This window comes from Pseudomonas sp. P9_31 (assembly GCF_034008235.1).
Classification (GTDB): Bacteria; Pseudomonadota; Gammaproteobacteria; order Pseudomonadales; family Pseudomonadaceae; genus Aquipseudomonas.
The window spans coordinates 3,598,318-3,612,050 of sequence record NZ_CP125375.1 but is presented as its reverse complement, the minus strand read 5'-3'; the positions used below and the strand labels follow the sequence as shown (position 1 = coordinate 3,612,050).

Here is a 13,733-nt window from a genome sequence, read left to right as displayed (position 1 = left end):
GCAGCAGTCGCAAATCCTGCCGGCACGGTGTATCTGAGCGAATTCAGGGGGCTGCTTCGCAGCCCAGCGGGAGCAAGCTCCCTCGCCACAGGTAATCATTCTGAATGTTGAGATTGCCGGCCACATGATAGTGCGCCCGCCAACCCACTTCAGGGCATCCCGCTCGCCACATGCGCTCCAACCCTCTACCCTGAGGTTATTGGCAGGCCACGGTCTGCCGCTTCAGGACGCCGAGCCTCATGTATAAAGATTTGAAATTCCCGGTCCTGATCGTCCACCGCGACATCAAGGCCGACACCGTTGCCGGTGATCGTGTGCGTGGCATCGCCCGGGAACTGGAGCAGGAAGGTTTCAGTATCGTTTCGGCGGTCGATTACACCGAGGGGCGTCTGGTCGCTTCGACCCATCATGGCCTCTCCTGCATGTTGATTGCCGCCGAAGACGCCAGCACCCATTCTCATCTTCTACAGAACATGGCCGAGTTGATCCGTCTGGCACGAGTTCGGGCACCAGACCTGCCGATCTTCGCCCTGGGCGAGCAGGTAACGCTGGAAAACGCCCCGGCCGATGCCATGGCTGAGCTCAATCAACTGCGCGGCATTCTCTATTTGTTCGAAGACACCGTGCCCTTCCTCGCCCGTCAGGTCGCCCGCGCGGCGCGCAAGTATCTGGACGGTTTGTTGCCGCCGTTTTTCAAGGCACTGGTGCAACATACCGCCGACTCCAATTATTCCTGGCACACGCCAGGCCATGGCGGCGGCGTGGCGTATCACAAGAGCCCGGTGGGGCAGGCGTTTCACCAGTTTTTCGGGGAAAACACCTTGCGTTCGGATTTGTCGGTGTCAGTGCCGGAACTCGGTTCGCTGCTCGATCACACCGGTCCCTTGGCGGAAGCCGAAGCTCGAGCCGCCCGCAACTTCGGCGCCGATCACACCTTTTTCGTGATCAATGGCACCTCGACCGCCAACAAGATCGTCTGGCATTCCATGGTGGCCCGGGATGATCTGGTGTTGGTGGACCGCAACTGCCACAAGTCGGTGTTGCACGCGATCATCATGACCGGCGCGATCCCGCTGTACCTGTGCCCGGAGCGCAATGAGCTGGGGATTATCGGCCCGATTCCGTTGAGCGAATTCAGCCGTGAGTCGATCCAGGCCAAGATCGACGCCAGCCCGCTGACCCAGGGCCGCGTGCCGAAGGTCAAGTTGGCGGTGGTGACCAACTCGACTTACGACGGCCTCTGTTACAACGCCGAGCTGATCAAGCAGAGCCTGGGCAATAGCGTCGAGGTGCTGCATTTCGACGAGGCCTGGTTTGCCTATGCGGCGTTCCACGAGTTCTTCACCGGCCGTTACGGCATGGGCACTTCCCGCAGCGAAGACAGCCCGCTGGTGTTCACCACTCACTCCACACACAAATTGCTCGCGGCGTTCAGCCAGGCGTCGATGATTCACGTTCAGGACGGTGGTGCGCGGCAACTGGATCGCGACCGTTTCAACGAAGCGTTCATGATGCATATCTCGACTTCGCCGCAGTACAGCATCATCGCTTCGCTGGACGTGGCCTCGGCGATGATGGAAGGGCCGGCCGGTCGTTCGCTGTTGCAGGAAATGTTCGACGAGGCCCTGAGCTTTCGCCGGGCCCTGGCCAATCTGCGCCAGCATATCGCCGCCGATGATTGGTGGTTTTCCATCTGGCAGCCGCCCTCGGTGGAAAGCATCGAGCGGGTGTTCAGCCAGGACTGGCTGCTGCAACCCGATGCCGATTGGCATGGCTTTGGCGGCGTGACCGACGACTACGTGCTGCTCGATCCGATCAAGGTCACGCTGGTAATGCCGGGTTTGACGGCGGGCGGTGCCCTGAGTGCGCACGGGATTCCGGCGGCGGTGGTCAGCAAATTCCTCTGGGAGCGTGGGCTGGTCGTGGAAAAGACCGGGCTGTATTCGTTCCTGGTGCTGTTTTCCATGGGCATCACCAAGGGCAAGTGGAGCACGCTGCTGACCGAGTTGCTGGAGTTCAAGCGCAGTTACGACGCCAACGTCAGCCTGGCCACCTGCCTGCCGTGCGTGGCGCAACAGAATATCGCCCGTTATCAAGGCATGGGCTTGCGCGATTTATGCGATCAATTGCACGCCTGTTATCGCAGCAACGCCACGGCCAAACACCTCAAACGCATGTACACGGTGCTGCCGGAAGTCGCCATGAAGCCGGCGGACGCCTATGATCAATTGGTGCGCGGTGAAGTGGAGGCCGTTTCGATCGATGCTCTGGACGGGCGGATCGCGGCGGTGATGCTGGTGCCATACCCGCCGGGGATCCCGTTGATCATGCCCGGCGAGCGTTTCACCGAGTCGACCCGTTCGATCATCGATTACCTGAAGTTTGCCCGTACATTCGACAGTAGCTTCCCCGGGTTTGTCGCCGATGTGCATGGCTTGCAACACGAAGATGAGGGCAATGGACGGCACTACACCGTCGATTGCATCAAGGAATGAGGACCTTTGCGAGTATGCAACCCGTCATGAATCCCAAATATCCAGGCCTGTCGGTGCGTGTCGCCGATGAGGGCTTTGCGGCTTATATCTGGGGCAGTGATTTCAGTTTCGAAGTCGCCGCCTACGGCGCCGCCGAAATCGGTAAGCCGGTGGCGCAGTGGCCAGTGACGCCGATTACCCCGTACCGCAAGTGCTATGGCATCGATCCCGAGGAGTTCAGCAGTTTTCGCGATGCCGCCGACAGCGAGATTTTCATGGCCTATCTGGACGACGAGCCGGTGGGGCATCTGGTGGTCAGCACCAACTGGAACAGTTTCGCTCATATCGATGAGTTGGCAGTGCATGCTCCGGCACGCCGTCATGGTGTGGCCAAGGCGCTGCTGGACGTGGCGCAGTTCTGGAGCCGCAAGAAAAAACTGCCGGGCATCATGCTGGAAACCCAGAACAACAACCTGGGGGCCTGCCGACTTTATGAGCGGTGCGGCTATGTGGTCGGCGGGATCGATCATCTGCGCTATCGCGGGATCGACCCGAACACCGCCGAAGTGGCGTTGTTCTGGTATCGGTTGTTCGATAACCCGCTGGAAAACCCGCTCAGCTCGCCAGCATCGCCACGGCTTGTTCCGTGATGATGTCCAGCAGCGCCTGAATCGCCGAGGACGGCTCGACGTTTTTCAGGCTCAAGGCATAGACACTGATCGGTACGGCAGGTGCCAGCGGGCAGGCGTCGAGCCCGGCCGATTTGGCGCCGAGGGCGGTAAACGGGTCGACGATGGCCAGGCCTTCACCGGCCTCGACCATGCTGCGCATCATTTGATGAGTCTGGACCCGGGTCTGGATGACCGGGGAAGGGCGCAACGCATGCAGCTTGGTGTCCAGCGCGGGGCTTAGCGGGTCGTGACCTTCCAGGCCAACCATCGACTGACCGGCCAGGTCTTGCAGCGAGATGTACTTCTGTTTCGGTTGCAGCCAGCCATGGGGCGCCAGCAGCTGGAGTTTGCCTTGAGCGATGACCTGGCAATGGACGTCGTCGTGGTCCGGGTCGTGCAAGCTCAGGCCCAGATCGCTTTCACGCAGCAGCAGGCTTCTGACAATCTCGCGGGTCGGCTGGCTCAGGAGGGTGCAAGGTGCGTCGGGGAGGCGTCGGCGCAGGGCCGCGATGCTCTGTGGCAACAATTGTTGCGCCAGAGGCGGGGTACAGATGATTCGCAGGGGTGGGGCCAAATATTGCTTGAGGCTGCTGGCCAGTCGCTGGACCGGCTCAAGGGCTTCGTAGACGCGGGCAATCTCGACCTGTAACTCCCGCGCCTCACGCGTGGCTTGCAGACGGCCACGCACGCTGGCAAACAGCATGAAACCCAACTGATCCTCGGCGTCACGCAGCGTGCGTTCAACCTCGGCCACCGGCAACTGCAGCCATTCGGCGGCGGTCCCCAGGTGACCGGTCTGCAAGAGCGCCTGGATCACTTCGATATGACGTAAACGCATGCGTGAAGTCCATGTTCAGCAGGTGAGGGAGTCAGTCACTGAATCCTAACTCAAGTGCGGGCATATGACTTCTGCTCATAACAGCGGGTTATGAAGCGACGTTCGTTTCAGGTTCGCGGGTGAGGGTGACGCCCGATTGCACCAGCACAAACGCGTTGTCGTCGAGTTTGTTGACCCGGTCGCCAATGGCCAGTTTATAGGTGGTAACAGGCGCAGAGCCGGCGAGGCCGTCGTGCGACGGGGTGGATTCCTGGAACTCATGCACGGAATAAACGCGGCCTTCCGCGTCTCTTGCATGGAACTGACCGACGAGTACTGCTGCCATCTGCTTAGAACCTCTGGAGATAAATCACTCAATTTGCGGTTCTGTAGACCGTGGTTGGGCGAAGTAAGTTTTCCTACAGGAAAAAAATTGTCAGGGGCGACGATTTTCCGTCGCCCGCTGGTTGAATCGTCATTTGATCATCTATAACTAGAAGCTCTTCCCATCGGACAGTCGAGAATCTTCCATGAGCAACGTCTACGAGATTGCCGTTTTGGTCGGCAGCCTGAGAAAAGCGTCGATCAACCGTAAGGTCGCGCTGGCGCTGGCCGAGCTGGCGCCTGCCAATCTGAAGTTGAATATCGTCGAGATCGGCGATTTGCCACTCTACAACGAAGACATCGATGGCGAGTCACCGCCGCAAGCCTACAGCACTTTCCGACAACAGGTGAGCTCATCCGACGCGGTGCTGTTCGTGACCCCGGAATACAACCGTTCGGTTCCGGCACCGTTGAAAAACGCGATCGACGTGGGTTCGCGCCCCTATGGCAAGAGCGCCTGGAACGGTAAGCCGGGTGCGGTGATCAGCGTTTCACCGGGGGCCGTCGGTGGGTTTGGAGCCAACCACAACGTGCGCCAGTCCATGGTGTTTCTCAATGTCCCGTGCATGCAGCAGCCGGAAGCCTATCTGGGCGGCGCCGGTTCAGCATTCGACGAGGCGGGCAAGTTGTCGGAGTCGGTCAGGCCGTTCTTGCAGAAGTTCATCGATGCGTATGCGCAGTGGGTCGAGCAGCATAAAAAGCTATGACCCCGTCATGTGGCGCTGATTAATTCTTGTGGCCAGCCACAATCCCCGTGGGAGTGGGCTTGCCCGCGAAAGGGCCCGTCCATTCACCACAAAAACTCAACCACTGCCTGGCACATTCGGCCAAAGATCGGAAACCAGAAACAACCGCTCGGCTTCTTCCCAATCCCCTTTGGCATTCTCTGTCAGTCGTACCATCAATTGCGCCGGTGCCAACGGGTCCAGATCGCTCAGCCATGCCTTCAGCTGTCCAGCGTTCCAGGTCTGCTCCTCGGGATAGTGCGCCGGCGCCAGCCAGGCATGGCGGGGCAGGGGTTGCCAGCGACCGAACGGGCGCTGCACGACAAAGTCCGCCCAGTCCTTCTGATGCAGCCAGCTGCCGCGCAAATGCTGAGGGTGCGCGCCGCTCGGTGGTTCGGCCTGCCCCGGCCATGGGTAGAGCAGATAACCGCCCAGCCACAGGTGCGCACTGAATTGCTGGATATCCAGCGACGCCAGCACTTCACGGCTTTCCGCCCGCGCGGAAATAGGCAATTGATGCCGGCTCAAGTGCTCCAGCTTTCGGTCCAGCCGATCATGACAACCCGGTCCGAGCCACTGCGCGGTGTCATGGCCGTCACCGTTCTGTGGCCCAAGATAGAGCTTGATCGCCAGTTCCAGGTGATGCACGCCGTCGCGATCACGCAGCAGCATGTCCAGCTCACCGAGGGTGTGGCCTTCGCGGCGGATCGGCATGTTGGCGGCAATCAGCTCGATGCCCGGCGCGTGTCGCACGGCGTATTGCCACAGCCGCTCGTAGTACAAGCCCAGCCGCCGGGTCCTGGCCTGGGCGAGCCAGTGCAGCAAGTCGTAACTGTCGCGATCCAGTTGCCTGAGCCAGTGTTCCAGGCGCTCCGGCGCCTGCACCCAATCGCTGCCGGCCAATGGATGACGCTGCGGCCACGGGGTGACGCTGAGCATCGGCGGCGCGAGGATGACCCAGGCCAGGTCGCGCACTTCAGGGTGGCGCAACTGGTGAGGTAACTGGAGCAAGTCCGGGAATAAGATCATTCTGCGAGCATAGCCTCTTAAGTCGTGGCTGAAAGGGTTTTGTCTACGCCGCGCTTTCGCCCATAATCGTGTTTTTCGCCGTCGCAGGCCCCCGCGTCCCAATAGGAGCCCCATGGAGCAATTTCGTAATATCGGCATCATCGGTCGCCTGGGCAGTTCTCAGGTGCTGGATACCGTCCGCCGACTGAAACGGTTTCTGCTCGATCGTCACCTGCACGTGATCCTCGAAGACACCATCGCCGAAGTCCTGCCGGGCCATGGCCTGCAAACCTCGTCGCGCAAGATGCTCGGTGAAGTCTGTGACATGGTGATTGTGGTCGGTGGTGATGGCAGCCTGCTGGGCGCCGCCCGGGCGCTGGCCCGACACAACATTCCGGTGCTCGGCATCAACCGTGGCAGCCTGGGATTCCTCACCGATATCCGCCCCGATGAACTGGAAGTCAAAGTCGCCGAAGTGCTCGACGGCCACTATCTGGTGGAAAACCGCTTCCTGCTGCAAGCCGAAGTCCGGCGCCACGCCGAGGCCATCGGTCAGGGCGATGCGCTGAACGACGTGGTGCTGCACCCCGGCAAATCGACACGGATGATCGAATTCGAGTTGTACATCGACGGCCAGTTCGTCTGCAGCCAGAAGGCCGACGGCCTGATCGTCGCCACGCCGACCGGTTCCACTGCTTACGCCTTGTCGGCGGGTGGCCCGATCATGCATCCCAAGCTCGACGCTATTGTGATTGTGCCGATGTACCCCCATACCTTGTCGGGTAGACCGATCGTGGTCGATGGCAACAGTGAGCTGAAAATCGTCGTGTCCAAAGATATGCAGATTTACCCGCAAGTCTCCTGTGATGGGCAGAACCACTTCACTTGCGCGCCCGGTGACACCATCACTGTCAGCAAGAAAGCGCAGAAGCTGCGGCTGATTCATCCGCTCGACCACAACTACTATGAAGTCTGCCGGACCAAGCTCGGCTGGGGCAGCAAGTTAGGTGGTGGAGGCGACTGATGCTCGATCCCGCGCGTAGCTACGACCTGATCGGTGACGTGCACGGTTGCGCTCTGACCCTTGAGCACTTGCTCGACCGGCTCGGTTACCACAAACAGGCTGGCGTCTGGCGGCATCCGTCGCGCATGGCGGTGTTCCTCGGCGACATCATCGACCGCGGTCCGCGGATTCGCGAGGCGCTGCACATCGTCCACGACATGGTCGAGGCCGGTCAGGCGCTGTGCATCATGGGTAACCATGAATTCAACGCGCTCGGCTGGAGCACCCCGGCGTTGCCGGGCAGTGGCAAGCAGTTCGTGCGTGAACATACGCCGCGCCATGCCCGCCTGCTTCAGGAAACCCTGGCCCAGTTCGAAGATCATCCCGAAGATTGGCATGACTTCCTGCAATGGTTCTATGAACTGCCATTGTTCGTCGATGCCGGACGCTTTCGCGTGGTGCATGCCTGCTGGGATGCCGGCCTGATCGAGCCGTTGCGCGGGTTGTTCCCCGATGGCTGCATCGATGAACACTTCCTCCAGGCCTCCGCAGTACCGGGCAGTTTTGCCTGCACGGTGTTCGATCGCCTGTTGCGCGGCACCGACATGCGCTTGCCCCACGGCTTGACCATGACCAGCGGCGACGGCCTGACGCGCTCGTTTTTCCGCACCAAGTTCTGGGAAGACGACCCGCAAACCTACGGAGACATCGTGTTCCAACCCGACGCCTTGCCTGAGCCGGTGGCCCGCACGCCGCTGACGTCCACCGAAAAAGATAACCTGCTGCGCTACGGCGTCGATGAGCCGCTGTTGTTCGTCGGCCACTACTGGCGCAGCGGCAAACCGGCGCCGATCCGCCCGAACCTGGCGTGCCTGGATTACAGCGCGGTGCTCTACGGCAAACTGGTCGCTTATCGTCTGGACCAGGAAACCCGTCTCGACCCGCATAAATTTGTCTGGGTCGATGTCGAGCGGCCGGAGTTGCTGCAATGACGGCGGTGGCGGTATTGCGTCTGCCGCTGGCGGTGGATTTGAGCGGGTTCGTCAAACTGCTGCAGCGCATGCAAGTGCCCCATCGGGTCAGCGAAGAGGCGGGCGAGCAGGTGCTGTGGGTGCCGGCCAGCATCAGCGAAGACGTGCGCTCGTTGTACGAACGCTTTCCGGCCGGCGACCCGGATCAGCAACTGGATATCCCGGTGACGCAGACCCCGCAGCGTCCGGGCTTCGTCGAGCAGTTGCGCCACAGCAAGGCCACGGCGTTCGTGCTGTTGTTGAGCCTGATCGTCGGCGCGGTGACGCTGCTTGGCGAAAACCTCGAGACGATGCGCTGGCTGACGTTTCTCGATTTCCGCGTGGTCGGCGAATACATCCATTTCACACCACTGGCCGACAGCCTGGCGGCGGGGCAGTGGTGGCGTCTGGTGACGCCGATGCTGATCCACTTCGGCATCCTGCACCTGGCCATGAATGGCATGTGGTACTGGGAGCTGGGGCGGCGCATCGAGTCGCGTCAGGGCAGCATCAACCTGATCGGCCTGACATTGCTGTTCAGCCTGGTGTCCAACTATGCCCAGTTCTTTTTCAGCGGCCCGACCCTGTTTGGCGGGTTGTCCGGGGTGCTGTACGGCCTGCTCGGGCATTGCTGGATCTTCCAGATTCTGTCGCCGAACCCGGCTTATCGCCTGCCCCGTGGGGTGTTGGTGATGATGCTGGTGTGGCTGCTGTTGTGCCTGTCGGGGCTGGTCTCGATGATCGGCTTCGGCGAGATTGCCAACGCGGCCCACGTTGGCGGGTTACTCATCGGATGCTTCACCGGTTTGTTGGGCGGTTTGTACAACCGCCGTAAACTGGCCGTCTAAACAGTTATGAATGAAGAGCGCGGAGCCCTTGATGTCCTCTTTTAACGAAATGATCAAAAACATCACCCCGGATATCTACCAGAGCCTGAAACTGGCGGTGGAAATCGGTAAATGGTCGGACGGTGGCAAGCTCACCGCCGAACAACGCGAACTGTCCCTGCAAGCGATGATCGCCTGGGAAATCCAGAACCTGCCCGAGGAACAGCGCACCGGCTACATGGGCCCGCAAGAGTGCGCGTCGACTTCGATCGAAGTGCCGAACATTCTGTTCAAATCGGATGCCATCCATTGATCGAGATTGGCCGCGGTGCAATCAGCAAAATGTCGGCGCGTCTTGACGGGCCGAACGTGCAGTACGCTTTTCGTCTGGGCGACGCCGAGGTGCCGGTCAATCCGTTGATCGGCACTACGGTGCGCCTGGAGTATCTGGGGGCGATCCACTGCACCCATTGCGGACGCAAGACCAAAACCAGTTTCAGCCAGGGTTACTGTTACCCGTGCATGACCAAACTGGCGCAGTGCGATATCTGCATCATGAGCCCGGAACGTTGCCACTACGATGCCGGCACTTGCCGGGAGCCTGAGTGGGGCGAGAAATTCTGCATGACCGACCATGTGGTTTACCTGGCCAACTCGTCGGGGATCAAGGTCGGCATTACCCGCGCCACCCAGCTGCCGACCCGCTGGCTCGATCAGGGCGCCAGCCAGGCGTTGCCGATCGTGCGCGTCTCGACCCGCCAGCAATCGGGCTTCGTCGAAGACCTGTTCCGCAGCCAGGTCGCCGACAAGACCAACTGGCGTGCTTTACTCAAGGGCGATGCGGTGGCGGTGGACCTGGCGCAGGTTCGCGATCAGCTGTTTGAAAGCTGTGCGGGCGGTTTGCAAGGCTTGCAGGAGCGATTTGGCCTACAGGCAATCCAGACCATTACCGATGTCGAACCGCTCGAAATCCGCTATCCGGTCGAGCAATACCCGGCCAAAATCGTCAGCTTCAACCTGGACAAGAACCCGATTGCCGAAGGCACGCTGCTGGGGATCAAGGGCCAGTACCTGATTTTCGACACCGGCGTGATCAATATTCGTAAATACACGGCCTACCAGCTCGCCGTGCATCAGTAAGGATTCCAGCATGCGCACCGAACAACCGAAGATGATCTACCTGAAGGACTATCAGGCGCCCGAGTACCTGATCGACGAGACGCACCTGACCTTCGAGTTGTTCGAGGACCACAGCCTGGTCCATGCGCAACTGGTGATGCGCCGCAATCCCGAGCGTGGCCCGGGCCTGCCGCCGCTGGTGCTGGACGGTCAGCAACTCGACCTGCTGTCGGTGACGTTGGCCGACCAGGAACTGAGCGCCACCGACTACCAGTTGACCGAGAATCATCTGACCCTGCATCCGACCAGCACAAGCTTCACGGTCGACACCAGTGTCCGGATCCACCCGGAAACCAACACCGCCCTTGAAGGCCTGTACAAATCCGGCACCATGTTCTGCACCCAGTGCGAGGCCGAAGGTTTCCGCAAGATCACCTATTACCTCGACCGCCCGGATGTGATGAGCACGTTCACCACCACCGTGGTGGCCGAGCAGCACAGCTATCCGGTGCTGCTGTCCAACGGCAACCCGATTGCCTCCGGTCCCGGCGAAGACGGCCGGCACTGGGCGACCTGGGAAGACCCGTTCAAGAAGCCGGCCTACCTGTTCGCGCTGGTGGCCGGTGACCTGTGGTGCGTCGAAGACACCTTCACCACCATGACCGAGCGCTCCGTGGCGCTGCGCATTTACGTCGAGCCGGAAAACATCGACAAGTGCCAGCACGCCATGAACAGCCTGAAGAAATCCATGCGCTGGGACGAAGAGGTCTACGGTCGGGAGTACGACCTGGACATCTTCATGATCGTTGCGGTCAACGACTTCAACATGGGCGCCATGGAAAACAAGGGCCTCAACATCTTCAACTCCAGCGCCGTGCTGGCCCGCGCCGAAACCGCTACCGACGCCGCGCACCAGCGGGTCGAGGCGATCGTCGCTCACGAATACTTCCACAACTGGTCGGGCAACCGCGTGACCTGCCGCGACTGGTTCCAGCTGTCGCTCAAGGAAGGTTTCACCGTGTTCCGTGATTCCGGCTTCTCCGCCGACATGAACTCGGCCACGGTCAAGCGCATCCAGGACGTGGCGTATCTGCGCACCCACCAGTTCGCCGAAGACGCCGGCCCCATGGCCCATGCCGTGCGCCCGGACAGCTTCATCGAGATTTCCAACTTCTACACCCTGACCGTGTACGAAAAGGGTTCGGAAGTGGTCGGCATGATCCACACCTTGCTCGGGGCCGACGGTTTCCGCAAAGGCAGCGACCTGTACTTCGAACGCCATGACGGTCAGGCCGTGACCTGCGACGACTTCATCAAGGCCATGGAAGACGCCAACGGCGTTGACCTGACTCAGTTCAAACGCTGGTACAGCCAGGCCGGCACACCGCGTTTGGCGGTGAGCGAGTCCTACGACGCCGCGGCAAAAACCTACAGCCTGACCTTCCGCCAGAGCTGCCCGGAAACCCCGGACAAGGTGGAAAAACTGCCATTCGTGATTCCGGTGGAGCTGGGCCTGCTGGACAGCAAGGGCGGCGAAATTGCCCTGCGCCTTTGCGGTGAAGCCAGTGCTCAAGGCACTTCGCGGGTTATCTCGGTGACTGAAGCCGAGCAGACCTTCACCTTCGTCGACATTGCTGAACGGCCATTGCCATCGTTGCTGCGTGGCTTCTCGGCTCCGGTGAAACTCAGCTTCCCGTACGACCGCGATCAACTGATGTTCCTGATGCAGCACGACAGCGACGGCTTCAACCGCTGGGATGCCGGTCAGCAACTGTCGGTGCAGGTGTTGCAAGAGCTGATTGCCCAGCAGCAGAAGGGTGAAGCGTTGGTACTGGATCAGCGTCTGGTTGCAGCGCTGCGTACCGTGCTGTCCGACGAGACTTTGGATCAGGCGATGGTTGCGGAAATGCTTTCGCTGCCGAGCGAAGCCTACCTGACCGAAATCAGCGAAGTGGCTGATGTCGAGGCCATCCATACCGCTCGCGAATTTGCTCGCAAGCAGCTGGCGGACAATCTGTTCGAACCGCTGTGGCAGCGTTATGAAGCTAATCGCGATCTGTCGAAAAAGACTCCGTATGTGGCCGAGGCTGAGCATTTTGCCCGCCGCGCGCTGCAAAACATCGCGCTGTCGTACCTGATGCTCAGCGGCAAGCCGCAAGTCTTGGCGTCAACCCTTGAGCAGTTCGAGGCGTGCGACAACATGACCGAACGCCTGACCGCATTGGCGGTGCTGGTGAATTCGCCGTTCGAAGAACAGAAAGCCACGGCACTGGCGAGCTTCGCCGAGCACTTCAAGGACAATCCGCTGGTGATGGATCAGTGGTTCAGCGTTCAGGCCGGCAGCACGTTGCCGGGTGGTCTGGCACGGGTCAAAGCCTTGATGCAACACCCGGCGTTTACGATCAAGAACCCGAACAAGGTGCGCGCTCTGGTCGGTGCGTTTGCCGGGCAGAACCTGATCAACTTCCATTCGGCTGACGGTTCCGGGTATCGCTTCCTGGCGGATCTGGTGATTGAACTCAACGGCTTCAACCCGCAGATCGCCTCTCGCCAATTGGCGCCACTGACTCGCTGGCGCAAATACGACAGCGCTCGTCAGGCATTGATGAAAGGCGAACTGGAGCGGATTCGCGCTTCGGGGCAACTGTCCAGCGATGTGTTTGAAGTGGTCAGCAAAAGCCTGGCCTGAGTTTGGCCTTGCTCCTTCAGGGTTCACACGGACCCTGTAGGAGCGAGGCTTGCCCGCGAAGGCGGCCTGATAGCCGACCTGTCTCTTGCAGATGTACACCGATCAAATTGTGGGAGCTGGCTTGCCTGCGATGGCGGCCTGATAGCCGACCTATTTTTTGTTGGCTGAGTACATATCCATTCCTGCGGTAACGGCCACTTATGGTTCCGCTCTTACAGCGGGTCACTTTTGGCAAACGCCCCAAAAGTAACCAAAAGGTCTTGCCCCACCATTCGGTGCCTCGCCTGGGCTCGGCATGCCATAACGAAGGCATTGCTCCGGGGGCCCGCCGCCATCGGCCATCCATGGCCGGGGGCGGCTACCGCGGCATCCTTGCCGCGGTGCCCCCTGCGCAATACCTGCGTTCGGCCTCTGGGAAAGGGGCAGACAGATCAAGATCAAAAGCCAAAGCAACAGCAACAGCAACAGCAAGATCAACAGCTTCGCGAGCAGGCTCGCTCCCACAGTTGGACTGGGTACATCCGGGGGAAGATTGGTCGGTTGACAGGCCGCCATCGCAGCGATGCGGCGACCCGACAAGCCAGCTCCCACAAAAAATCAGAGCACATCCAAAATCAGAGCACGTCCGCCTTGCCTTTCACCACTCAACAGGCCGAGCGTTAGCTCGCCTGCAGCTTTTGATCTTGACGCACCGCCCCCTCGAGAGGCTTCGTTCCGGTTCTGTGCAGTGGGCAACCCGGCATGGATGCCGGGTTAGCCGCCCCCGGCCATGAATGGCCGATGGCGGCGGGCCCACGGAGCAGGACCGGAGCGAGGGGATGCCGAGCCCGGGCGAGGCACCGAACGAAAGGGGCAAGAGCCCTTTGGTTACTTTGGGGCTTTTCCAAAGTGACTCGCTGTAAGAGCGAAACCGCCAGCCGCCGTTACCGCAGCAACGGATATGCACCCAAACCCCAATCACCCCTCCGAATACCTCCTCATTCACCCACAACCCATATCCCCTCCA

12 protein-coding genes are annotated in these 13,733 nt (G+C 60.5%); 9 read left to right on the top strand and 3 right to left on the bottom strand.

The window, feature by feature from the left end; all coding sequences use genetic code 11:
* Positions 1–239 precede the first annotated feature (239 nt).
* Together QMK51_RS15730 and QMK51_RS15725 are read left to right on the top strand one after the other, a co-directional pair.
* The gene (locus QMK51_RS15730; protein WP_320390819.1) at positions 240–2,495 is read left to right on the top strand and encodes an Orn/Lys/Arg decarboxylase N-terminal domain-containing protein; all 2,256 of its coding nucleotides are present in this window, start codon (positions 240–242) and stop codon (positions 2,493–2,495) included.
* A 14-nt stretch (positions 2,496–2,509) separates the two neighbouring features.
* Positions 2,510–3,124, top strand: coding sequence for a GNAT family N-acetyltransferase (locus QMK51_RS15725; RefSeq protein WP_320390818.1), 615 nt, complete (start codon positions 2,510–2,512; stop codon positions 3,122–3,124).
* Here the strand turns inward: QMK51_RS15725 and QMK51_RS15720 are convergent.
* Positions 3,090–3,983, bottom strand: coding sequence for a LysR family transcriptional regulator (locus QMK51_RS15720; RefSeq protein WP_320390817.1), 894 nt, complete (start codon positions 3,981–3,983; stop codon positions 3,090–3,092). The two genes, QMK51_RS15725 and QMK51_RS15720, sit on opposite strands and share 35 nt — an antisense overlap.
* A gap of 88 nt (positions 3,984–4,071) precedes the next feature.
* The gene (locus QMK51_RS15715) at positions 4,072–4,308 is read right to left on the bottom strand and encodes a hypothetical protein (RefSeq protein ID WP_258696065.1); all 237 of its coding nucleotides are present in this window, start codon (positions 4,306–4,308) and stop codon (positions 4,072–4,074) included.
* 184 nt (positions 4,309–4,492) lie between these two features.
* On the opposite strand from QMK51_RS15715, the gene QMK51_RS15710 reads away from it, so the two are divergent.
* Positions 4,493–5,053: an NADPH-dependent FMN reductase gene (locus tag QMK51_RS15710; protein WP_258696064.1), complete on the top strand. Its 561-nt coding sequence runs from the start codon at positions 4,493–4,495 to the stop codon at positions 5,051–5,053.
* A gap of 96 nt (positions 5,054–5,149) precedes the next feature.
* Here QMK51_RS15710 and QMK51_RS15705 read toward each other — a convergent pair whose 3' ends face one another.
* The gene (locus QMK51_RS15705) at positions 5,150–6,100 is read right to left on the bottom strand and encodes a DUF1853 family protein (RefSeq protein ID WP_320390816.1); all 951 of its coding nucleotides are present in this window, start codon (positions 6,098–6,100) and stop codon (positions 5,150–5,152) included.
* A gap of 112 nt (positions 6,101–6,212) precedes the next feature.
* Between QMK51_RS15705 and QMK51_RS15700 the strand changes: the two genes are divergently transcribed.
* Genes QMK51_RS15700 through pepN form a run of 6 tightly spaced genes read left to right on the top strand, consistent with a single transcriptional unit; the run spans position 6,213 to position 12,727 of the window.
* Positions 6,213–7,103, top strand: coding sequence for an NAD(+) kinase (locus QMK51_RS15700; protein WP_007988608.1), 891 nt, complete (start codon positions 6,213–6,215; stop codon positions 7,101–7,103).
* Positions 7,100–8,074: a metallophosphoesterase gene (locus QMK51_RS15695; RefSeq protein WP_320394524.1), complete on the top strand. Its 975-nt coding sequence runs from the start codon at positions 7,100–7,102 to the stop codon at positions 8,072–8,074. Before QMK51_RS15700 ends, QMK51_RS15695 begins: the two co-directional genes overlap by 4 nt.
* Complete coding sequence (locus QMK51_RS15690) at positions 8,071–8,940, top strand: rhomboid family intramembrane serine protease (protein ID WP_320390815.1); 870 nt, start codon at positions 8,071–8,073, stop codon at positions 8,938–8,940. The genes QMK51_RS15695 and QMK51_RS15690 overlap by 4 nt, the downstream gene beginning before the upstream one ends.
* A gap of 31 nt (positions 8,941–8,971) precedes the next feature.
* Complete coding sequence (locus tag QMK51_RS15685) at positions 8,972–9,232, top strand: YeaC family protein (protein ID WP_320390814.1); 261 nt, start codon at positions 8,972–8,974, stop codon at positions 9,230–9,232.
* Positions 9,229–10,059: a DUF2797 domain-containing protein gene (locus QMK51_RS15680; protein ID WP_320390813.1), complete on the top strand. Its 831-nt coding sequence runs from the start codon at positions 9,229–9,231 to the stop codon at positions 10,057–10,059. The genes QMK51_RS15685 and QMK51_RS15680 overlap by 4 nt, the downstream gene beginning before the upstream one ends.
* A 10-nt stretch (positions 10,060–10,069) precedes the next feature.
* Complete coding sequence (gene pepN / locus QMK51_RS15675; protein ID WP_320390812.1) at positions 10,070–12,727, top strand: aminopeptidase N; 2,658 nt, start codon at positions 10,070–10,072, stop codon at positions 12,725–12,727.
* Positions 12,728–13,733 lie beyond the last annotated feature (1,006 nt).

Bases quoted from the DNA above. Each gene is read 5' to 3' on its own strand.
- QMK51_RS15710 (WP_258696064.1), top strand. From the start codon at position 4,493: ATGAGCAACGTCTACGAGATTGCCGTTTTGGTCGGCAGCCTGAGAAAA.
- QMK51_RS15705 (WP_320390816.1), bottom strand. From the start codon at position 6,100: ATGATCTTATTCCCGGACTTGCTCCAGTTACCTCACCAGTTGCGCCAC.
- QMK51_RS15730 (WP_320390819.1), top strand. From the start codon at position 240: ATGTATAAAGATTTGAAATTCCCGGTCCTGATCGTCCACCGCGACATC.
- QMK51_RS15720 (WP_320390817.1), bottom strand. From the start codon at position 3,983: ATGCGTTTACGTCATATCGAAGTGATCCAGGCGCTCTTGCAGACCGGT.
- QMK51_RS15685 (WP_320390814.1), top strand. From the start codon at position 8,972: ATGTCCTCTTTTAACGAAATGATCAAAAACATCACCCCGGATATCTAC.
- QMK51_RS15690 (WP_320390815.1), top strand. From the start codon at position 8,071: ATGACGGCGGTGGCGGTATTGCGTCTGCCGCTGGCGGTGGATTTGAGC.
- QMK51_RS15700 (WP_007988608.1), top strand. From the start codon at position 6,213: ATGGAGCAATTTCGTAATATCGGCATCATCGGTCGCCTGGGCAGTTCT.
- pepN (WP_320390812.1), top strand. From the start codon at position 10,070: ATGCGCACCGAACAACCGAAGATGATCTACCTGAAGGACTATCAGGCG.
- QMK51_RS15715 (WP_258696065.1), bottom strand. From the start codon at position 4,308: ATGGCAGCAGTACTCGTCGGTCAGTTCCATGCAAGAGACGCGGAAGGC.
- QMK51_RS15725 (WP_320390818.1), top strand. From the start codon at position 2,510: ATGCAACCCGTCATGAATCCCAAATATCCAGGCCTGTCGGTGCGTGTC.